Origin of the sequence: uncultured Marivita sp. (genome assembly GCF_947488135.1) — a bacterium.
In the GTDB taxonomy this organism is placed as follows: Bacteria; Pseudomonadota; Alphaproteobacteria; order Rhodobacterales; family Rhodobacteraceae; genus Marivita.
Genome location: NZ_CANKYW010000001.1, coordinates 256,399 through 276,303, shown reverse-complemented (window position 1 = coordinate 276,303; position 19,905 = coordinate 256,399). Strand labels below are relative to the sequence as shown.

The 19,905-nt window shown below is 62.0% G+C and carries 18 protein-coding genes and 1 tRNA gene; 8 read left to right on the top strand and 11 right to left on the bottom strand.

From position 1 onward, the window contains the following. Position 1: 1 nt before the first annotated feature. On the top strand, positions 2-1,180 hold the full coding sequence (locus Q1B16_RS01395; RefSeq protein WP_299784196.1) for a cytochrome c3 family protein: 1,179 nt from the start codon (positions 2-4) through the stop codon (positions 1,178-1,180). Between the two features lie 30 nt (positions 1,181-1,210). On the opposite strand, the gene Q1B16_RS01390 is transcribed toward Q1B16_RS01395, so the two are convergent. The 5 genes from Q1B16_RS01390 to Q1B16_RS01370 form a co-directional block, all read right to left on the bottom strand. Then, positions 1,211-2,365, bottom strand: a complete 1,155-nt coding sequence (locus Q1B16_RS01390; RefSeq protein ID WP_299784194.1) for a cation:proton antiporter — start codon at positions 2,363-2,365, stop codon at positions 1,211-1,213. Between the two features lie 200 nt (positions 2,366-2,565). Beyond that, entirely contained in the window at positions 2,566-3,846 is a 1,281-nt protein-coding gene (locus tag Q1B16_RS01385) for a TRAP transporter large permease (protein WP_299784191.1), read from the bottom strand. Beyond that, positions 3,846-4,388 carry a TRAP transporter small permease subunit gene (locus Q1B16_RS01380; protein WP_299784189.1) on the bottom strand — a complete coding sequence of 181 codons (543 nt, stop codon included), beginning with the start codon at positions 4,386-4,388 and terminating at the stop codon, positions 3,846-3,848. Before Q1B16_RS01380 ends, Q1B16_RS01385 begins: the two co-directional genes overlap by 1 nt. Positions 4,389-4,496: 108 nt before the next feature. Further along, positions 4,497-5,477, bottom strand: a complete 981-nt coding sequence (locus tag Q1B16_RS01375; RefSeq protein ID WP_299784187.1) for a TRAP transporter substrate-binding protein — start codon at positions 5,475-5,477, stop codon at positions 4,497-4,499. A 35-nt stretch (positions 5,478-5,512) separates the two neighbouring features. Beyond that, the gene (locus tag Q1B16_RS01370; RefSeq protein ID WP_299784185.1) at positions 5,513-6,700 is read right to left on the bottom strand and encodes an aminotransferase class V-fold PLP-dependent enzyme; all 1,188 of its coding nucleotides are present in this window, start codon (positions 6,698-6,700) and stop codon (positions 5,513-5,515) included. Between the two features lie 138 nt (positions 6,701-6,838). Here Q1B16_RS01370 and Q1B16_RS01365 point away from each other — a divergent pair, with 138 nt between their 5' ends. The 3 genes from Q1B16_RS01365 to Q1B16_RS01355 are packed head-to-tail and all read left to right on the top strand — an operon-like array spanning position 6,839 to position 11,229. Then, positions 6,839-9,712: an FAD-binding and (Fe-S)-binding domain-containing protein gene (locus Q1B16_RS01365; protein WP_299784183.1), complete on the top strand. Its 2,874-nt coding sequence runs from the start codon at positions 6,839-6,841 to the stop codon at positions 9,710-9,712. Positions 9,713-9,721: 9 nt separating this feature from the next. Then, positions 9,722-10,399 (top strand): GntR family transcriptional regulator, encoded by a 678-nt coding sequence (locus tag Q1B16_RS01360; protein ID WP_299784181.1) that lies wholly within the window; start codon positions 9,722-9,724, stop codon positions 10,397-10,399. Positions 10,400-10,452: 53 nt separating this feature from the next. After that, positions 10,453-11,229, top strand: coding sequence for an enoyl-CoA hydratase/isomerase family protein (locus Q1B16_RS01355; RefSeq protein WP_299784180.1), 777 nt, complete (start codon positions 10,453-10,455; stop codon positions 11,227-11,229). A gap of 97 nt (positions 11,230-11,326) precedes the next feature. On the opposite strand, the gene Q1B16_RS01350 is transcribed toward Q1B16_RS01355, so the two are convergent. The 4 genes from Q1B16_RS01350 to Q1B16_RS01335 form a co-directional block, all read right to left on the bottom strand. Continuing rightward, positions 11,327-11,403 (bottom strand) — tRNA-Arg (locus Q1B16_RS01350). Positions 11,404-11,473: 70 nt separating this feature from the next. Further along, positions 11,474-12,865, bottom strand: a complete 1,392-nt coding sequence (locus tag Q1B16_RS01345) for a HAMP domain-containing sensor histidine kinase (RefSeq protein WP_299784178.1) — start codon at positions 12,863-12,865, stop codon at positions 11,474-11,476. A gap of 24 nt (positions 12,866-12,889) precedes the next feature. Then, the gene (locus tag Q1B16_RS01340; RefSeq protein WP_299784176.1) at positions 12,890-14,308 is read right to left on the bottom strand and encodes an FAD-dependent oxidoreductase; all 1,419 of its coding nucleotides are present in this window, start codon (positions 14,306-14,308) and stop codon (positions 12,890-12,892) included. 2 nt (positions 14,309-14,310) lie between these two features. After that, complete coding sequence (locus tag Q1B16_RS01335) at positions 14,311-15,045, bottom strand: TVP38/TMEM64 family protein (RefSeq protein ID WP_299784174.1); 735 nt, start codon at positions 15,043-15,045, stop codon at positions 14,311-14,313. A 498-nt stretch (positions 15,046-15,543) separates the two neighbouring features. Here Q1B16_RS01335 and rpmH point away from each other — a divergent pair, with 498 nt between their 5' ends. The 4 genes from rpmH to Q1B16_RS01315 all read left to right on the top strand — a co-directional run bounded on the left by rpmH (position 15,544) and on the right by Q1B16_RS01315 (position 17,535). After that, the gene (rpmH, locus tag Q1B16_RS01330) at positions 15,544-15,678 is read left to right on the top strand and encodes a 50S ribosomal protein L34 (protein ID WP_005980833.1); all 135 of its coding nucleotides are present in this window, start codon (positions 15,544-15,546) and stop codon (positions 15,676-15,678) included. Positions 15,679-15,706: 28 nt separating this feature from the next. Further along, positions 15,707-16,111, top strand: a complete 405-nt coding sequence (gene rnpA, locus Q1B16_RS01325; protein WP_299784172.1) for a ribonuclease P protein component — start codon at positions 15,707-15,709, stop codon at positions 16,109-16,111. Then, the gene (gene yidD, locus Q1B16_RS01320; protein ID WP_299784170.1) at positions 16,108-16,326 is read left to right on the top strand and encodes a membrane protein insertion efficiency factor YidD; all 219 of its coding nucleotides are present in this window, start codon (positions 16,108-16,110) and stop codon (positions 16,324-16,326) included. Before rnpA ends, yidD begins: the two co-directional genes overlap by 4 nt. 75 nt (positions 16,327-16,401) lie before the next feature. Further along, a complete protein-coding gene (locus Q1B16_RS01315; protein WP_299784168.1) occupies positions 16,402-17,535 on the top strand; it encodes a Hint domain-containing protein in 1,134 nt (377 codons plus the stop codon). On the opposite strand, the gene argF is transcribed toward Q1B16_RS01315, so the two are convergent. Together argF and Q1B16_RS01305 are read right to left on the bottom strand one after the other, a co-directional pair. Next, complete coding sequence (gene argF / locus Q1B16_RS01310; protein ID WP_299784166.1) at positions 17,517-18,443, bottom strand: ornithine carbamoyltransferase; 927 nt, start codon at positions 18,441-18,443, stop codon at positions 17,517-17,519. The genes Q1B16_RS01315 and argF overlap by 19 nt on opposite strands. 9 nt (positions 18,444-18,452) lie before the next feature. Further along, positions 18,453-19,634, bottom strand: a complete 1,182-nt coding sequence (locus tag Q1B16_RS01305; RefSeq protein ID WP_299784165.1) for an aspartate aminotransferase family protein — start codon at positions 19,632-19,634, stop codon at positions 18,453-18,455. Positions 19,635-19,905 lie beyond the last annotated feature (271 nt).

The following is a 19,905-nucleotide window of genomic DNA, read 5'->3' as shown; positions in this document are numbered from 1 at the left end:
GATGCCCAGATACCTCAAGACCACCTCGTCCCTGATCGCCGTCGCATCACTTGCGATGTTCCTTGCCGGAACGCATGCCGTTCTGGGCCAGGACGAAGCCGCAAGTCCTGATGAAACCGAGGACACGGTGCCCTTTGCATTGCCGAAATCCGGCCCGTTCAATCCCGCCGACATCGAGATCAAGAATGACCAATCCATCAGCGACTGGTTCCGTTCGGCCCATGCCGACGCGGCGGCCGAGGCGTTTCGTCATTGGGACGAGGAAGAGGAAATCACCGCTGTCTGCGCGACGTGTCACTCTGGCGAGGGGTTCCGCGATTATCACGGGTTGGACGGCACCGCTGCGGGAAGCGTCGAAGGCCCGATCAACACCGGCGGCGTCGTCGATTGCGGCACCTGTCACAATGCAGGACTGGCCGAGATCGAGGAAGTGGCCTTCCCAAGCGGCCTGATGCACCCGGTTCAGGGTGTCGAAGCCTCCTGCATGACCTGCCACCAAGGGCGTACCGCGGGCAGCACCGTGGTCAAGGCGATGGCCGACCTAGACCTCGACACGCCGAATTCCGAATTGCGGTTCATCAACCCGCACTATGCGACCGCCGCCGCCACATGGCTTGGGGGTTATGGCGGTTCGGGCTACCACTACGACGGCAAGGACTATTCCGGACGCTTCTTCCACGCCCGCCCGGTGTCGAGCTGTGTTTCGTGCCACGAACCGCACACGCTCGAAGTGGCGTTCGAGCCCTGCCTGACCTGCCACCAGGCAAACGAGCCCGAAGACATCCGCATCGCGCGGCAGAGCTACGATGGCAGCGGTGACACGAACAAAGGCATCAAGTCTGACATCCAGACCAACGCCGCGACGCTTCTCGACATGATCAAGGACTACGCAGCTGACGTCGCCGGCACGCCGATCGTCTATGACGGGACGCGCTATCCGTATTTCTTTACCGATGCCAACGGCGATGGCGTGGCCGATCAAAGCGATGGGCAGCCGGTCGCCTACAATGCCTGGACCCCGCGCAGCTTGCGGGCCACCTACAACTGGAAGCTGGTCACAGCGGATCCCGGCAACTACGCGCATAACCCGCCGTACATGCTCGAGTTGCTCTATGACTCGATCGAGGATCTCAGCGGTCCGCTCGGCACCGACATGCAGGCGTTGGGCCTGTTGCGCTAGGGTCGGCCTCTGGCCGTCCAGTGTGACCGGTCACTGCTTGGCGGCTTCCTTGGCACTGACGTGTCGCAGGGCCATCAACGTGACCGGTGGCCCGAGGATTTCAAAGACCACCGTGGCCGCGACGGTCAGCGTCATGATCGTCGCGCCCCATTGTGGGATCGCCTCGGCCGCGACCAGGGCCATCCCCACCGCAACCCCGGCCTGCGGCAGGAGCGCGGGCCCGTACACATGCCTCTCTATGGTTGGCACACCTCCCAACCGCGCGCCGATCTCTCCCGCTACGAGACGCGAGACGATACGCAGAAAGACATAGGCCGCCGTCAACCAGCCCAGCGACCAAAGCGCGTCCAATTCAAGCGACGCGCCCGCGAGCAGGAAGAAAAGCAGCATGAACGGCCATTCGATATGCTCGATTTCGTTGAAGGCGCGTTCGTGATGCTGTGCGAAATTGGCGATGATGGCCCCGGCGGTCATCCCGGCCACAAGAAAAGACACCTCCAACCAGATCGAAACACCTGCCGTAATGAAAACCACGCCGATGGCTTCGGTTTGGAGCGGTTCGCCGGGCTTGAGCCTCCCGGTGAAATAGGCCGCCGGGAACCCGATGGCCGCGCCAAGCAGAATAGCGCCACCGATGTCGAACGCGACGATCATCAACGGCCCCGACCAGCCATCGAACGGGTGCACCAACGCAAGGCAGAGGCTGAACACCATGAGACCCCAGACATCGTCGATCGCGACGATACCGCTCAGAGTTTCGGAAAATCCGTTGCGAATGCCCGATTGATGTATGACGTCCGCGATCGCAGCAGGGGCCGTCGCTGTCGCGATCGCGCCGAGCAAGAGCGCAAGACCGGGATCGAGGCCCAGTAGCGAAAGACCGCCCCAGACGATGACCGTTGTTCCCGCAACCACGCAGAGCGAGATGGCGAAGATCGCCCGTCCGTGCCGCGCCAGATTTTCGCGCGTCAACTCTCCGCCCAGCAAAAAGGCCACCATCGTCAGCGCGATGAACGAAAGTGGTTCGAACCACTCGGCCGAGGACTCCGGCAAGAGACCGAACCCGGATTGACCGACCAGCAACCCCAAAAGCAGAAGCATCGTCACCCGCGGCAATCGGGTCGCATGTCCAAGCTGGTCCGCCACGAGACCTGCGAGGAAAAGGAACCCCAAGGTCGTGATCAAGACACCCTCATCCACGCGGCATTCTTCCCTTGGTCAAGATACTGAACGTGCTGGGCACTCTACGGGATCGCCCGTCGAACACCAGATGTCGGACCGAAGAGGCTGTGTGTGCACTATGGCAAATCGGCACGAACAACGACTGTCAAAAGAGAAATGTCAGACGGCCCGCCCGCCGGAAGAAAAAGCGGACAGGCCGATGTTCAATTGTAGAAGTAATCCACGAGGAACATCGGGATCGCCGGGATGTAGGTGCACATCAAAAGCACTGTCAGAAGGACCGCGATGAAATAGATGTTCACCTTGGTCACGTCCCAGATGTTCGCCCGAGCGACCGCGCAGGCGGTGATGAGGACGCTGGCCACGGGCGGCGTCTGCTGACCGATGGCAAGGTTCAGCGTCACCACCAGCCCGAAATGGATCGGGTTGATCCCGACCGCGTCGATGAGCGGGATGACGATCGGCACCACGAGGATGATCGCTGCCGCCGAGTGGAGGAAGAAGCCGATCACAAGGAAGAAGAAGTTGAGGATCAGCAGCACCAGCCATTTGTTGTCGGTGATCGCGAGGATGCCCTGCGCCAGTTCCTGCGGGTATTGCGCGCGGGTCAGGAAGCCACCCATGACGACCGACGCGGCGACAAGCAGCATCACCACCGCCGTCTGCATCCCGCCATCCAGCATGGAGCGTTGCAGGTGCTTCAGATCGACCTGCCGATAATAGAAGCTGATGATGATGGCGGCCAGAACGGCAAGCCCAGCCGCTTCGGTCGCGGTGACGTAGCCGCCGAAGATACCTCCGAGGATGATGACCGGCAGGGCGAAGGTGGGCAGCGCATCGACGAACGCAACCCATAGAACGCGACCGGAAAAGGCATCTTCGCGCGGAAGGTCGTAGCGGCGGGCGAAATAGTAAGCCACCCCCATCAACCCGGCCGCGCCCATCAGCCCCGGGATCAGTCCGGCGACGAAAAGCTGCTCGACCGAGACATTGGCCGAGGTGGCATAGAGGATCATCGGGATCGACGGCGGAATGATGATCGCAAGCGACGCCGAAGATGATGTCACCGCAGCAGAGAACGCAGCGGAATACCCGCGTTTCTTCATCTGCGGGATCATGACGGACCCCATTGCGGCCACATCCGCGACCGCGGAGCCTGAAATCTCGGCAAAGAAAAGCGAAACGCCGATGTTCACATGCGCAAGGCCACCCCGTACGAACCCGATGAGGGCGGCAACGAAATTGATGAGCCGGTCCGTGATGCCGCCTGCATTCATGATCGCGCCGGCCAGCACGAACATCGGGATGGCTATCAGTGAGAACTTGGTCGACCCGCTATACATATCCAGCGCGACATTCACCAAGGACCCGGCACCTTCGAGAACCAAAAGACCGATGACAGCCGCCACAGCCAGGGCCACGCCGATCGGCACGTTCAGACAGATCATCGCAACCATGGCGATGAAGATACCCAGCATCAGCATCAGGCGTTCCCCGCTTTCTTCAGCTCGGTTTCAACTTCTTCCTCGATTTCGGCATGTTCGAGCGACACACCGGCGGCGGTCTTGCGCCAGTATTCGGGCAGGCTCAGCACCTGGCAGATCAGGAACAGGACAGCGCCTATGGGGATGACGGATTGCGTGAAACTGATCGGCACCCATGTGAGCGAGGTGAGCGACATGCCACCAAGAATGGTCATCACCGTGTAGCCAGCCCATGCCAGCAGGATGAAGAACCCGGCCGAGATCGCTTCGGCCAACATCACCGCCCACATGCGCAGGGGCATCGGGATCGAAAGCAGGACCGTGTCGAAACCGATATGCCGCCGTCGCAGGGCGGCCAGTGCCGATCCGTAATAGGTGATCCACGCCAGAAGGATCGCGGCGACCTCATCGTACCACGCGAGGCTGGATCCCATCAGTCGGTAGATCACCGCAACCACGACGATGGTTGTCAGGATCACCATGAGGAAGATCACGAAATATTCGAGAACGACCTCAAAGAATGTGCGCAGTGAATTGAGCATAGGTGGCCCCCGCCGGGCTCAGAGCCCGGTGATGTCAGAAGAAGCAGGTTCGGTTGATTTTCTGAAAGAGGACAGGGGGCCATGATCGGCCCCCTGCGCAGAGTTTGGTCAGGACCCCGAGGCGAGGTTCTGAATACGCTCGATCAGGTCTGCCCCGCCATCGACCGTGTTCGCGAACTCTTCGTAGATCGGCGCTGACGCTTCGATGAACGCGGCGTTGTCGGCCTCGTTGACCTCGACCCCCGCATCGCGGATCACCTGCAACAGCTCTTCCTCGAGCTTGGCGGCGTGATCGTAGACGAAGTCCTGCGTCTCGGACCCGCAGGCTTCGAGATCGGCGCGCACGTCCTCGGGCAGCTTCTGCCACTGGCTTTCCGCAACCAGAACGTAGCCCGGTGTATAGACGTGACCGGTGATGGACAGGTAGTCCTGCACTTCCTGGAACTTGGCCGAGGCGATCTGGGCATAGGGGTTTTCCTGCCCGTCGATCACGTTGGTCTGAAGCGCCGTGAACACTTCCGAGAACGCCATCGGCGTCGGGTTCGCGCCGTAGAGCTGGAACATCTTGACCCGCCATTCGCCGTTCGGCGTGCGCAGCTTGATGCCTTGCAGATCCTCGGGCGTGTTGATCGGGCGTACATTATTGGTGATATGGCGGAAGCCGTTTTCGAAGTAGCCGATGATCCGGTAGCCTTCGCCAAGCGCGGCTTCCTGGAACGTGTCGCCCAGTTCGGCCTGGATACGCCGCATGTGGTCGCGATCCTGCACGATGTACGGCATCTCGAACACGCCGAATTCCGGTGCGACGGATGACATCACCGACGACGGCAGCGAGAAATGGACCTGGCCAAGCTTCAGCTTCTGCAAGAGCTCGCGGTCGTTGCCAAGCTGGCTTGCGCCGAAGGTCTGCACCTCGGCACGATCACCCAGCTTGCCGTTGGCGCATTCCGCAAACGCGTTCGCGGATGCCTCGAACAGCGAGCCCGGATTGCCGACATGGCCGAAGCGCAGTGTCAGGTCTGCGGCTGTTGCGGCCAGCGGCATCGTGATTGCCGCCACACTCGCAAGAATAGTTGCTTTGACGTTCATGGTTCTTCCTCCCTTTAATGCCCCCTCCCGGGGCGTTATTCAGCGGCCACCCGCTCTTCTGTTGTTTCCTTGAGATGCTCCATCGCGGCTTGCGCCCCGCCAGACTGGTGCGGAATTCCGGCCTTGGCGAGCCCCATCTCCACTCCCGAGAGCGTCGCCATCAGCATCAGGTCGTTGAAATCGCCCAGATGCCCGATGCGGAACACCTTGTCGGCCACCTTCGACAGGCCGTTGCCGAGCGAGATGTCGTAGTGCTTGAGCGTCGTCGCGCGGAACGCGTCGGCGGAATGGCCCTCCGGCACGAGAACCGCCGTCAGCACACCCGATTCCTGACCCTGCCGTGCGCAGAGCACCTCCAGCCCCCAGGCGCGCACTGCCGCACGCGTCGCAGCGCCGTGGCGCGCGTGGCGGGCGAAGACATGATCGAGCCCTTCCTCGTGCAGCATGTCGATCGCTTCGTTCAGGCCGTAAAGCAGGTTCGTCCCCGGTGTGTAGGGGAAGTAGCCATTCGCGTTGGGCCCGACCATGTCGTGCCAATCCCAGTAGCTGCGCGGCATGGTCACGGATTTGGCGTGCTCAAGCGCCTTGTCGCTGACCGCGTTGAAGCTCAGCCCGGGCGGCAGCATCAGGCCCTTTTGAGACCCGGACACGCAGACATCCACACCCCATTCATCGAAGCGGAAATCAATAGAGGCCAGCCCCGAGATCGAATCCACCATCAGCAGCGCCGGATGGCCCGCCGCGTCGATGGCCTTGCGCACCTCTGCGATGGGAGACACCGACCCGGTGGAGGTTTCGTTATGCACCACGCAGACCGCCTTGATTTCGTGGTTTTTATCCTCTCGCAGCCGCGCCTCGATGCGGTCGGGTTCCGCCCCGCCGCGCCAGTCGCCTTCGAGGAACTCCGGCTCCAGCCCGATCTTTCGCGCCATCTTGTTCCAGAGCGTGGCGAAATGCCCGGTCTCGAACATCAGTACCTTGTCGCCCGGAGACAGCGTGTTGACCAGCGCCGCCTCCCACGCGCCCGTGCCGGAGGATGGGAAGATGAAGACATGCTGCTTCGTCTTGAAGATGGTCTTCATGCCATCGAGGGCCTTCTTGCCCACTTCGGCGAAATCGGGTCCGCGATGGTCGATGGTCTGCTGGCCGATGGCCTTGAGGATGCGGTCGGGAACCGCGCTTGGCCCCGGAATTTGCAAGAAATGTCTGCCAGCCTGGCGCATCGAATCTGGTCCTCCCTCGAGCGCCGTTGAGTCGACGCGGTTTGCTGTTGATAAAGCGTAATTATGAATTCATAATCCAGTCAACATAAAAATCGGGCCGGGAAGCCGGTGCCGGCAGGGGAGGAAAATCAGAGCCTCATGCGTGAGAATACCCGTCTTTCCAGCCGTTTGACCGGCGCGGTCTCAGGCGATGTCATGACCGATGCCGCGTCGCGTGGGCGCTACGCTACGGATGCGTCGATCTACCAAATGATTCCCGAAGCCGTGGTCATTCCGCGCTCGATCGAAGACATCGAGGCGACCATGAGCGTCGCGCGTGAAGAGGAAACTCCGGTGCTTCCCCGCGGTGGTGGCACGTCGCAATGCGGGCAGACCGTGAACCGCGCCGTGGTGCTGGACAACACGCGTCATCTCAACCGTATCCTCGACATCGACACCGAAAAACTCACCGCCCGGGTCGAGCCGGGATTGGTTCTCGACGAACTGAACCGTGCGCTGAAGCCGCACGGGCTTTGGTTCCCGGTCGATCCCTCCACTGCATCCCGCTGCACGCTGGGCGGAATGGCGGCGAACAATTCGTCAGGCGGCAAGTCGCTGCGCTACGGGATCATGCGCGACAACGTCCGCGCGATCTCGGCCATTCTGCCGGACGGCACGAAAGCGCGGTTCAACGGCGCCGATCCGGACCCGGGCGCGTATGCCGATCTCGTCGCCGATATGCGCGCGCTCGGGCGGCGCGAAGCCGATGAGATCGACGCGAGGTTCCCGAAGGTGCAGCGCCGCGTCGGCGGCTACAACATCGACGCGCTGACCGGCAACGAAGTCAACATGGCGCATCTGCTTGTCGGGTCGGAAGGCACGCTCGCCTATTTCACGGAATTGGAGCTTAGCCTGGCGCATCTGCCCGGTGAAAAGGTCACGGGCGTGTGCCATTTCCCGACCTTCTACGCCGCGATGGATGCGGCGCAGCATCTGGTGAAACTGAACCCCCAGGCCGTCGAATTGATCGACGACACGATGATCGGCCTCGGGCGCGATATCCCGCTCTTCCGCAAGACCATCGAAGCCTTTGTTCAAGGCGAACCGGCGGCATTGCTGTTGGTCGAATTTGCCGAAGGCAGCGCGGAGGGAAACGCCGCCAAGCTGGTCGAGCTGTCACAGCTCATGGGGGATCTGGGCTTTGCGTTTTCCGGAACGGAAGAGACGTGGGGCGGTGTGGTCCCTGTCACCGACAACGCTTTGCAGGGCGCGATTGCAGAGTATCGCAAATCCGGTCTTAACGTGATGATGTCGATGAAAGAGGCGGGCAAGCCGATCTCGTTTGTCGAGGATTGCGCCGTCGCCCTGCCCGATCTGGCCGAATACACCCAGGGCCTGACAGACATCTTCACCCGCCACGGCACCAAGGGCACTTGGTACGCGCACGCCTCCGTCGGCTGTCTGCACGTGCGTCCGGTCCTGAACATGCGGCAGGACAAAGACGTCAAGACCATGCGTGCCATCGCCGAAGAGGCGTTCGACCTCGTGAAACAGTACAAGGGGTCGCATTCGGGCGAACACGGCGACGGGATCGTTCGGTCTGAATTCCACGAAAAAATGTTCGGCCCGCGCATCGTTTCGGCCTTCGAAGAGGTCAAGGCGCGGTTCGATCCCAAGGGACTGATGAACCCCGGAAAGATCGTGCACGCCCCCGCGATGGATGATCGCCGCATCTTCCGCTACAGGCCGAATTACGAAGTGCCGGAATTCGACACCATGCTCGACTGGTCGGCCTGGCCCGGATCGGCGGGCGGACTTCAGGGCGCGGTCGAGATGTGCAACAACAATGGCGCCTGCCGCAAGCTCAAGGGCGGCGTCATGTGCCCGTCCTTCCGCGCCACCCGCAACGAACGCGACGCGACACGCGGGCGAGCCAACACATTGCGCTTTGCCATCAGCGGCCAGATGCCGGGTGGGCTGACGTCGGAGGCGATGGCGGACACGATGAAATATTGCGTGTCCTGCAAGGCCTGCCGCCGCGAATGTCCCACCGGCGTCGACATGGCGCGCATGAAAATCGAGGTGCTGGCCGCGCGCCGCAAGGAAAACGGTCTGAGCCTCGCCGAAAAGCTGGTCGCTTATCTGCCGCGCTACGCACCGCAGGCGTCCAAGGTCGCTTGGCTCATGAACCTGCGCAACAAAATCGGACCCGTCCGAAGGCTGACCGAAACGCTCACCGGCGTGTCTCATCGCAGGGACCTGCCGGTCTGGTCGTCCAACCCGTTCCGCGACGACGAGGCGCAGGACGCGAACCCGCAGGTGCTTCTCTTCGCCGATGTATTCAACCGTTATTTCGAACCGGAAAACCTGCGCGCCGCGCTTCGGGTTCTAAGAGCCGCAGGCCTGCGCGTCGCTGTGGCGCGGGATGGCACGGGAAAGGCCCTCGACTGTGGGCGCACCTTACTGGCGGTCGGTTGCGTCGACGAAGCCCGCATCGAGGCGCGCCGCGTGATCGCCGCCACGAAAGAGGCCGTGTCGAACGGCGTGCCGGTGGTGGGGCTCGAGCCGTCCTCCATCCTGACGTTCCGCGACGAATACCTGGCGCTCTGCCCCGGGCCGGAGGCCGAAGCGCTTGCCCAAGCGACGCAGACCTTCGAAGAATTCCTGAGCCAGCGGTCGGAGCTTCCGCTCAAGGCAGTGGACCGCCCGATCTACGTGCACGGCCACTGCCACCAGAAGGCCCACGATGCCGTGACCCCGATGCTCGATCTTCTCAAGCGTATCCCCGATGCGCAGGTAAACATGATCGAAAGCAGTTGCTGCGGCATGGCCGGCGCGTTCGGCTATGCGCCGGACACGATCGACGTCTCCCTGCAAATGGCAAATCTCGATCTGTTCCCGGCGCTCGATGCTGCCCCGCAAGATGCGCTGATCGTAGCAGACGGTACGTCCTGCCGTCACCAGATCGCCGATGGCACACCCCGCCGCGCGATGCATGTTGCACGCTTGCTCGATCAGGCGCTTGAAAGCTAGGATGCCGATATGAACCTGACCGAAACCATAAGACGGCCGACGCTTCACGAAGAACTGGTCGACCGGCTGCGTGACCTTGTCGTCGAGGACGCGCTGAAGCCCGGTGAAAAAGTCCCCGAGAAAGAACTGTGCGAGTCCTTCGGCGTCTCACGGACGCCCCTCCGGGAGGCGCTCAAGGTGCTCGCGTCGGAAGGGTTTGTCGTGCTGCAAGCCAATCGAGGCGCGCGCGTCGCCCGGGTCACGCGACGAGAACTGGAAAACACCTTCCCGGTCATCGCCCGGCTTGAACAATTGGCCGGTGAGCTGGCCTGCGAACATCTGGATGCGACAGGCATCGCGTATATCGAAGAGCGCCATCAAGCGATGTTGAAGGCTTACGAGCATCGCGACCGGCAGGCCTATTTCCTCGCCAATCAGGACATTCATCAGGCCCTGATCCGTGGTGCCGACAACGACATCCTCGAAGGACATCACAAGCTTCTGGCGGCGCGCGTGCGCCGGGCACGGTTCATGGTCAACCTGTCCGATGAACGCTGGGCACAAGCGATCGAAGAGCACGAGAAGATGATGGAGCGCCTGCGCGCGCGGGATGCCGACGGGCTTGGTCAACTCATGAAGCTGCACATGATGAACAAATACGCGGCGCATATTCAGGCACTTAATGCCGAGGGCGAAGCCGACGACTGACGCCGTGCGTTTGAAACGACACGGGGTTCGCTCGGACGGGAAACGGGACGCGAATGACAGACGACATCATCACAAAGCAAAACGGCACGACGCTTTGGATCACGCTCAACCGCCCCGAGGCGCGGAATGCGCTGACCTTCTCGATGTACGAAGAGCTGGCCCGTATTTGCGCCGAGATGCCGACGGACGGATCAATCAAGGCGGTCGTCATCAAAGGCGCGGGCGGCAAGGCCTTCGCCGCCGGGACTGACATGACGCAGTTCCGTGCGTTCGAAACGGCACAGGATGCGCTGGATTACGAAAACGAAATCACGCGCGTTCTCACCGAGGTGGACAAGTGCCCCTTGCCGACGGTCGCGGCCATTCACGGCGCCTGCACCGGTGGCGGGGCGTCCATCGCGGCGGCCTGCGATATCCGCATCAGCAGCGCGCAGCTCAAGTTCGGATTCCCGATCGCGCGCACGCTGGGCAACTGCCTGAACGCTGGAAATCTTGCCCGCCTGACCGAGTTGATCGGTGCAGGTCGCGTCCGCGAGATGATCTTCACCGCCCGCCTGATGGGCGCGGAAGAGGCGCTGTCAGCGGGTCTGGTTTCTGAGGTCTTGCCCGATGAAGCCACACTGATGGACCGCGCGGATGCGCTGGCGCAGCATCTCGCTGGCATGGCCCCGCTCACCCTGCGTGCCACGAAAGAAGCGATGCGCCGCAATCGCGAGGCGCTGGCGGTGGAGGACAGCGACCTCATCACCCTGTGCTACATGAGCAATGACTTCAAACACGGGCTTGAGGCGTTTCTTGCAAAATCCAAACCCGACTGGAGCGGGACTTAAACGCGCGCCCCGTGTCTGAAATTCAGGCGACTTCAGGAGCGTGAAATGTCCCGGATCAGGCGTAATCGGCGATGAAATCTGATGATTTAAGGAAAAGTGGCGGACCGAGGAGGATTCGAACCCCCGACCCCTTGATTCGTAGTCAAGTACTCTATCCAGCTGAGCTATCGGTCCACGAGGCGTGGGATAGACGCAGTGTCAGGGCGATGCAAGCGTAAATTTCCAACAAATCCCGAGGGGCCGTTCACTTCCTTAGGGTCAATTCGCCCATCGGCAACTGGATGCGGAACTTGGTGCCGGTCGCGTCGCTGCTGAGCAGGGTCAGCGTCCCACCGTGGCCGCGCACGAGCTCTTCCGCGATGGCCAGCCCAAGACCGCTCCCGCCCTTGCGCGCGCCTCCCTGGAAAGGCTGAAACAGGTATTCCTTGGCTTTCGGCGGCAGACCGGGGCCGGTATCCGTGACGTCGATGCACCACACGTCGTCGCCCGCGCGGGCCGAGATATTGATCTCACCCGGCTGTCCGGATCCGACGATGGCCTGACGGGCGTTTCGGACGAGATTGGACAGCACGCGATGCATCTGTTCGGGATCAGCGCGCACCATGAGACTTCCGGGGACGTCCTCGCTCAGGCTGAGGTCGAAATCGCCGATGGCCAGCCGTTCGCTGTCCAGCACATCGACGACGATCTGGGCCAGGTTGACAAGCGTCAGCACAGGGGCCGGCTCCTCGGCCCGACCAAAGGCAAGCGTGCTCTCGCAGAGCGACACGGCGCGCGTGATCGAATTGACGAGCTTGGGCGCCATGCGTTTCACCGCCGGGTCCTCGCTCATCTCGATGCGGTCGGTGAAAAGCTGGGCCGAGGTGAGGATATTGCGCAGGTCATGGCTGACCCGGGCAACGGCACCGCCCAGTTGGGCCAGCCGTTCTTTTTGCTTCAGCGCTTGCGTCAACTGTGTTTGCAACGATTGCAACGCCTCTTCCGCCTCGCGCAGCTCGGTGACGCTGGCCGTCGGCTTGATGATCCGGCGCGCGTCTTCCGGCGCTTTGGCATAGCTTTGCATATGGCCGACGACGCCCTTGATCGGCTTCACCAAGAGCACCCGCACCGCAAGGAACAACAAACCCGCCGTGACAATCGAGATCACCGCCGACAAAACCAGGATGCGCAGGCCATAATCCACCATGGCGGCGCGCAATTCGCTTGTTTCAAGCGTGATCTCGATCAGCAACCCACCGTCGCGGAACGGATTACCGATCACGCGGATCATCTCGGGCTCCGGCGTGATCAACCGGTGCATGGCGTCACGGATCAACGACAGCGCCGTGGCCTCGCGCAGATCGTAGGTCGCATCCACCTCACCGGGCATGGGCGAGGACAGGACCAGTTGCCGCACCTCATCGCGCCGCAGAACCACGTTGAAGACACCCGCATTCAGCAGGAGTTCTTCTTCGAGTTCGGAATCGATCATGTCGTCGGCAAGCAAGGCCAGCGACGCGATCTGCGCCCGTTCGAGACGATTGAGCAGAAAATCCTCGCGGTAGCGGGCGACGGACGGCACAAAAATAAGTACTTCCGCCAGCATTACGAAGACGGTGGTCAGGATCAGAAAACGGCCCGACAGCGAATTGATCATGCGATCGCCCTCGGGACGGTCACATCAGGGAAGCCATTTCTGAACAAATCCAACAACTTTCTTCACCAACTCACTCTCAAACAGTCGAGGCGAGAAGTAAGTTCCCGCAGCACGTTTGTTAAGCTCTCCGATCGTCGGATACGGCGCGACCATGTTGGCGATCTGGCTCATCTTCATCTTGTTGGCGATGACCAGCGCCCACAGGTTGATCAGTTCACCCGCCTGTTCTCCGGCAATCGACGCGCCCACCGGCTTGCCTTTGACCACCATAACCTTGATCAGCCCGCGTGTCTTGCGCTCGGCGATGGCACGGTCATTGTGGCTGTAGTGGAACCGCACGACCTCGAGCTTGGGCCCGTGTTCCTTTTTCGCCTGCGCCTCGGTCAGCCCGACCTGTGCCAGTTCGGGCTGGGTATATGTCACCCACGGGATATGACGTGTGGTGGCCTTGGACGGCAGGCCGAACAGCATGGAGCGGATGATCACACCGGCGTGGTATCCCGCCACATGGGTGAATTGCAGTCCACCGGCCACATCGCCGATGGCGTAAACCTTCTTGTTCGACGTGCGCATCATGTCGTCCACGGCGATCCCGGACTTGGTGGTCTTGATCCCGGCTTTATCCAGATCGAGACCCGCTGTGTTAGACTTGCGCCCGACCGCGACGAGGACGTGGGTGCCCTTGAACACGCGGCCATCTTCGGTTTCGACCTCGATCGCACCTTCGGTGCCGCGCACTTCCTTTGCGTTCGAACCTTCCGCGATCTCGAGCCCTTCCTCGCGCAGGCTGTCCAGAACGATCCCGGCCATTTCCGGGTCGTCCTTGCCCAGCGCGCGGTCGCCTTCGATCACCGTCACTTTCGAACCCAAGCGCAGATGCGCCTGCGCCATCTCCATGCCGATGGGGCCGCCCCCGATGACCAGCAAGTGCTCGGGCTGCTCTCGCAACTCCCAAAGCGTTTCGTTGGTGATGTAGGGGGTCTTGTCCAAACCGGGGATCGGCGGGACAAAGGGCGATGACCCGGTCGCGATGACGATGCGGCGCGCGCTGATGCGGTAGTCACCGGCTTCCACCTCGGTCGGTGACACGAAGCGCCCGTATTCGCGGATCACCCGAACCCCCAAGCCTTCGAACCGTTCCTGGCTGTCTACGGGTTCGATCTGGCTGATGACATCGGCCACGTGATCCTTCGCAGCGGCGTAATCCACCTGCGGCGTGACGCTCGCGATGCCGTAGCGATCGGCATGGCGCATGGCATAGGCTGTCTTGGCCGAGGCGATCAGCGCCTTTGACGGAACGCAGCCGTAGTTGAGGCAATCGCCCCCCATCTTGTGCGCTTCGAGCAGGACAACGCTTGCCCCCATCTGCACGGCACCCGCCGCCACCGAAAGCCCTCCGGACCCTGCGCCGACGACCAGAATATCCGTCTTGATCTTTTCCACGATCACAGCCCCTTCTTGCCGCGCACGGCTTTCAACACGATCGGCAACGCGGCCAGCACACACAGGCCGAGGATCGGCAAGAGGATCTGCGGCTCGAAGATGATGCCGAGGTTCGGTGTCTCACCACGGGCGAACACCTCGCCCAATCCAGCCCCGACCGAGGTGTAGACCACACCGCCGGGGATGATCCCAAGGAAGGTCGATACGAAGAATCTGTAAAGCGGCACGCCCACCAAGGCAGGCACGATATTCGCCACGAAGAACGGCACCGCCGGCACCAGCCGGATCAGGAACAGCATCGACCACTGGTTCTCATCGATCCCGTCCTTGATCTTGCGCACCGTGCCTTCACCGGCCTCCATCTTGGCGGCAAGCCTGTCGCCAAGACCGTAACGCGCCGCGAGGAAGATCACCGTCGCACCCAGCGTCGCCGCCAGAACATTGAACAAAGCGCCCGGGAAGACGCCGAAGAGAAACCCGCCCGTCAAAGTGGCGATGGTGGCTCCGGGCAAGGAAAATCCGACAATCGCGACATAGGCCAGGATAAACACCCCGACCGTCAGCACGTAATTCGAATCCCTGAATGCCGTCAGCGCCTCGCGGTTCGCGGCCAGCGTCTCGAAGCTCAGGTAATCGCGCAAGGTGAACGCACCGACCAGCGCCACGGCGCCGATCGCGATCATGGGCGCGTATCGCTTCCACGCCGGGGTGTCTTGAGTGTCTGTCATATCGGTCATGTCATACAGGCCGGGGCGGGCCGCCTCTTCAAGTGATGTGTGTCAGTCCCCCAAAACATGACCCTTGCAGCCCACCAGCAACACCCGCCTCACGCCCGCTTGAACGGGGTCGGTGGTTTACGTGAGAATCCCTTCATCCCGCGCCGGAATTGAAACATTGGGCCCGTGCGGCCCGCAAATTTATTGCAGTCTGTGTCAGCAGCACACGCGGCCGTGTGGCTTTGTTGCAGAAAATGCCCTTCGCAATATCCGAACCGCCGGTCATCTTCGGTGTCCAAGTATCTCGGCGGATGCCCCCGACAGCGCGACGGGGGCAGCGTTCCATCATGGAACGCAGAAGATGCGTCATCGCATCTTCTCACCCGTCCGACCCGAAAACCCCGAAAATCCCGGTCACAGTGTTTGACAACGCAAAAGCACCTGCCTATAGCACGGGCTTCGAACATGACCGGTCGCCGAATCCGCGCGGCCCGGCCCGATCAAACGGAGTTGGACGCGATGAAACGCACCTATCAGCCCTCGAACCTCGTTCGCAAGCGCCGCCACGGTTTCCGTGCGCGCATGGCCACCAAGGCTGGCCGCAAGATTCTGAACGCGCGCCGCGCCCGTGGCCGCAAGTCGCTGAGCGCATAAGCGCCCGCGACCTTTCAGGACATCTGACATGACACCGCCGGAGGCCTCCTTGGACACAAGGGGAACCAAGCCTCCGGTGGTGTCGTCATGTCCGAAGCTCACCGTTCTGCGCCACCGCGCCGATTTTCTGCGCGCCGCCCGCGCCCTGCGCCGTGGCACGGATGGCATGCTCGTTCAGGCGCGCGACCGTGGTGACGACGATCCGACCATCCGCGTCGGCTACACCTGCTCCAAAAAGATCGGCAACGCCGTTGCCCGCAACCGCGCCAAGCGCCGTCTGCGCGCCGTTGCGGCCGAAGCGCTGTTGCCCGGTGCGCAACCGGGATGGGACTACGTCCTGATCGGTCGTCCGGGCGTGACCATCGACCGGCCGTTCGATGCGCTCAAGGGCGATCTCGTCTACGCCCTGCGCAAGATCCACGCGCAGCGATGACCCCCCTCGCCTGGACACTGTCTCTGCCCGTTCGGGCCTACCGTCTGATTTTCAGCCCCTGGGTCGGCCACAATTGCCGATACCACCCGACCTGCTCGGCTTACGCGCTCGAAGCGCTGAGAAAACATGGCGGGCTTAAGGGCAGCTGGCTCGCCGCGAAACGCATCGCGCGCTGTCACCCTTGGGGCGGGTCTGGCGTGGATGACGTGCCCTAGAACGAACCTGCGTTCGGCACTTAAACACCTGTCAACGATTTTGGCCGAAACTGCCCCCGAACAGGGAGCTGGGCCATGGTCGTCGTCATCAACGCGGTCAATAACGAATTCGCATCTGCAAGCGGTAGCAACGTGAATGCGACCCCGGATTACAGCTATTTCGACTATCCGCCCGACGCCACCACGGATCTCGTGATCACCTCCAACCCCGGGGATCCCTCTCCCCGTGAGTTCGGCATTGGTGACACCTATGACCTGTCCTGGTCGGACGCCGGCACCGCGCGTTCCGTTGAAGATGCGACCGTCATCCGCAGCGATTACGTCGGGCCGGGACAAGGCGCTGTGGTTTTCGAGGGAACCGATAGCGCCACGGGGGATCCCGTTCAGATCGTCTGGTCCCCCGGCCATGATCTCGAAAATTGGTACTGGACCAATGGGGGTGGACCGTCGACACCAAATGGCTTCTGGACATCCGATCAGAACAACGCGGCAACCTACCAAACCGTCTGCTTCGCGGAAGGCACGCTGATCGACACCCCGGCGGGACCACGCGCCGTCGAGGATCTCGCGCCCGATGATCCGGTCTCGACCCTCGATCACGGCGCGCAGCCAGTCCTTTGGACCCGTCAGCGAACCGAATCTCTCGACGAAGCGACAGAAGGCGCAAGGCCCGTCTTGATCAGCGCAGGCGCCCTCGGCCCTGATCGCCCAAGCGACGACCTCGTTGTCTCGCCACAGCACCGCATTCTGGTCGGCGGTCGGCAACAGTTGAAACGGGAATTCACGCGGGAGGCCCTGATTCCAGCGAAATCACTGACCATGCTTCCGGGCATTCGCCAGATGCGTGGCCGCAAATCCATCACATGGGTTCATTTCGCCTGCCGCCGACACGAGATCGTCACCGCGAACGGATGCCTATCCGAGACGCTGCTGCTCGGGCCGATGGTCACGCAGGCGCTCACGCCACAAGAGTTTCACGTCCTGCAACACGTGTTCCCCGGGCCATTCGCCGAAGGCACACCATGGAACGGACCTGCCGCGCGCACCTGCCTCAGCGTGAAAGAGGCGCGCGCGGAGCTGCGGTTATCCCGAAGGTCCAAAAAGGTGACCGGGGCCGAAAACCCTGTCAGTCTGTCAATGACGCGCAACGTTGCAAACGCGATCCACTCAAGCAGCCAAGGTCCCCGCCCTCAAACCTCAAGGCAGTAGCGCATGATCGCCTTCTGCGCATGCAAACGGTTCTCCGCCTCGTCGAAGATCACCGATTGCGGACCATCCATCACCTCCGACGTCACCTCTTCGCCTCGGTGCGCGGGCAGGCAATGCATGAACAGGGCATCCGGCTTGGCGTGGCTCATCAACTCGACATTCACCTGGTAGGGGCGCAGCATATTGTGCCGCCGCTCTTTCGCCGATTGCGCGTCATGCATCGACACCCAGGTATCGGCCACCACCAGGTCCGCGCCATCGACCGCCTTGACCGGATCCCGCTCGATCGCGACAGACACACCGGCATTGCGCGCAAGACCGACGAATTCCATCTCGGGATCAAGCTGCACCGGCCCGGTGAACGTAAAATCGAACCCGAACTGCGCCGCCGCGTGCAGGAACGACGCACAAACATTGTTGCCATCGCCGCACCACACGACCTTCTTGCCCTTGATCGGCCCGCGATGTTCCTCAAAGGTCATCACGTCCGCCATGATCTGACAGGGATGGGTGCGGTCCGTCAGCCCGTTGATCACCGGAACGGTCGCATATTCGGCCATCTCCTCCAGCACCGCCTCGTCGAAGGTGCGGATCATGATCAGATCGACGTAGCGGCTCATCACCCGGGCGGTGTCGGCAATGGTCTCGCCATGCCCAAGCTGCATGTCCGACCCCGACAGCACCATGGTCTGCCCGCCCATCTGGCGCACCCCAACATCGAAAGACACCCGCGTCCGTGTCGACGGTTTTTCGAAAATCAGGGCAACCATCCGACCCGACAGCGGCTGCTCGTCATCCGGTGCGCCCTTGGGGCGGCCGTTTCGATTGCTCTTCATCGTGATCGCCTGGTCGATCACGGACCGCAGATCGCCTGCATCGGTTTTATGAATATCCAGAAAATGCTTCATGTTCCTCCCCTAGCCCATCGCCTCGCGGACCGCGTCCGCTGCGAAATCAAGCCGGTTCACGGCCTCGGAAATCTCGTCCTCGCTGATGTTCAGCGGCGGCAGCAGGCGCACCACGTTGTCCGCCGCGGGCACCGTGATCACACCGCATTCGTACCCCGCCTTGACCACGTCGATCGGCGCCACCTTGCACTTGAGCCCCAGCATGAGGCCCGCTCCGCGCACGCCCTCGAACACGTCCGGGTGCGCCGCGATCAGTCCTTCCAGCTTCTGCCGCAGGAACCCCGCCCGCGCGTTCACGGTGTCCAGGAAGGCGGGCGTGGCCACGATATCCATCACCGCGCAGCCCACTGCGCAGGCTAGGGGGTTGCCGCCATAGGTCGACCCGTGGGTGCCCACGGTCATTCCCGACGCGGCCTCTTCGGTCGCGAGGACCGCCCCAAGCGGGAACCCTCCGCCAATGCCTTTCGCCACCATCATGATGTCCGGCGTCACCCCGGCCCATTCATGCGCGAACAGCTTTCCGGTCCGGCTCACGCCACATTGCACCTCGTCGAGGATCAGCAGCAAACCCTTTTCGTCGCACAGTGCGCGAAGGCCCTTCAGGCACTGGTCCGGCAAGGGCCGAATACCACCCTCGCCCTGCACCGGCTCGATCAGAATCGCGCCGACCGTATCGTCGATGGCCGCATGCAGCGCCTCGTGATCGCCCCAAGGCAGATGCCTGAACCCCGGCAACAGAGGCGCGAAACCCTTGGTCATTTTCTCCGACCCGGCCGCCGCGATCCCGGCCGAGGATCGACCGTGGAACGACCCTTCGAAGGTGAGGATCGTGGTCTTGTCCGGGTGGCCCTTCTCGTACCAGTATTTCCGCGCCATCTTGACCGCCAATTCGCAGGACTCGGTCCCGGAATTGGTGAAGAACACCGTATCGGCAAAGCTCGCCGCGACCAGCTTGTCAGCCAACGCCTGCTGCTGCGGGATCTCGTAGAGGTTCGACACATGCCAGAGTTTCTGCGCCTGATCGGTCAAGGCCTGCGCCAGTGCGGGATGCGCATGGCCCAGCGCGTTCACCGCGATGCCCGCGCCGAGGTCGAGAAAGCGTCGCCCGTCCGCCTCGATCAGCCAGGTGCCTTCGCCCTTCACGAAATGAAGCGGCGCGCGGGAATAGGTCGGCAGAACGGAGGGGATCATAGGAAACCTCATTTCAAGAAGCCCAAGCCGTGCCAAGCGGCGCGGGCCAAGTCAACGGAAAGGATGGTGAATTCAGACAAAAGGTGACGGATCGCCCACAATCAGGGGCGGCAGGGCAAGATCAGATGTCTCGTCGGATGTTGGTCAACATTGTCATGAGATCCGCTTACTTTCAAACCAACCCGAAAAGCAATCCCCAATCTTCTTCTTTTTCCAAATACTTCCGGGGTTTGGGGCAGAGCCCCAAGCAGATTTTTCCAAAAATCTGCGC

Bases quoted from the DNA above. Each gene is read 5' to 3' on its own strand.
- Q1B16_RS01395 (WP_299784196.1), top strand. From the start codon at position 2: ATGCCCAGATACCTCAAGACCACCTCGTCCCTGATCGCCGTCGCATCA.
- Q1B16_RS01385 (WP_299784191.1), bottom strand. From the start codon at position 3,846: ATGCTGATGCTGGGTATCTTCATCGCCATGGTTGCGATGATCTGTCTG.
- Q1B16_RS01380 (WP_299784189.1), bottom strand. From the start codon at position 4,388: ATGCTCAATTCACTGCGCACATTCTTTGAGGTCGTTCTCGAATATTTC.
- Q1B16_RS01375 (WP_299784187.1), bottom strand. From the start codon at position 5,477: ATGAACGTCAAAGCAACTATTCTTGCGAGTGTGGCGGCAATCACGATG.
- Q1B16_RS01370 (WP_299784185.1), bottom strand. From the start codon at position 6,700: ATGCGCCAGGCTGGCAGACATTTCTTGCAAATTCCGGGGCCAAGCGCG.
- Q1B16_RS01365 (WP_299784183.1), top strand. From the start codon at position 6,839: ATGCGTGAGAATACCCGTCTTTCCAGCCGTTTGACCGGCGCGGTCTCA.
- Q1B16_RS01360 (WP_299784181.1), top strand. From the start codon at position 9,722: ATGAACCTGACCGAAACCATAAGACGGCCGACGCTTCACGAAGAACTG.
- Q1B16_RS01355 (WP_299784180.1), top strand. From the start codon at position 10,453: ATGACAGACGACATCATCACAAAGCAAAACGGCACGACGCTTTGGATC.
- Q1B16_RS01345 (WP_299784178.1), bottom strand. From the start codon at position 12,865: ATGATCAATTCGCTGTCGGGCCGTTTTCTGATCCTGACCACCGTCTTC.
- Q1B16_RS01335 (WP_299784174.1), bottom strand. From the start codon at position 15,045: ATGACCGATATGACAGACACTCAAGACACCCCGGCGTGGAAGCGATAC.
- rpmH (WP_005980833.1), top strand. From the start codon at position 15,544: ATGAAACGCACCTATCAGCCCTCGAACCTCGTTCGCAAGCGCCGCCAC.
- rnpA (WP_299784172.1), top strand. From the start codon at position 15,707: ATGACACCGCCGGAGGCCTCCTTGGACACAAGGGGAACCAAGCCTCCG.
- yidD (WP_299784170.1), top strand. From the start codon at position 16,108: ATGACCCCCCTCGCCTGGACACTGTCTCTGCCCGTTCGGGCCTACCGT.
- Q1B16_RS01315 (WP_299784168.1), top strand. From the start codon at position 16,402: ATGGTCGTCGTCATCAACGCGGTCAATAACGAATTCGCATCTGCAAGC.
- argF (WP_299784166.1), bottom strand. From the start codon at position 18,443: ATGAAGCATTTTCTGGATATTCATAAAACCGATGCAGGCGATCTGCGG.
- Q1B16_RS01305 (WP_299784165.1), bottom strand. From the start codon at position 19,634: ATGATCCCCTCCGTTCTGCCGACCTATTCCCGCGCGCCGCTTCATTTC.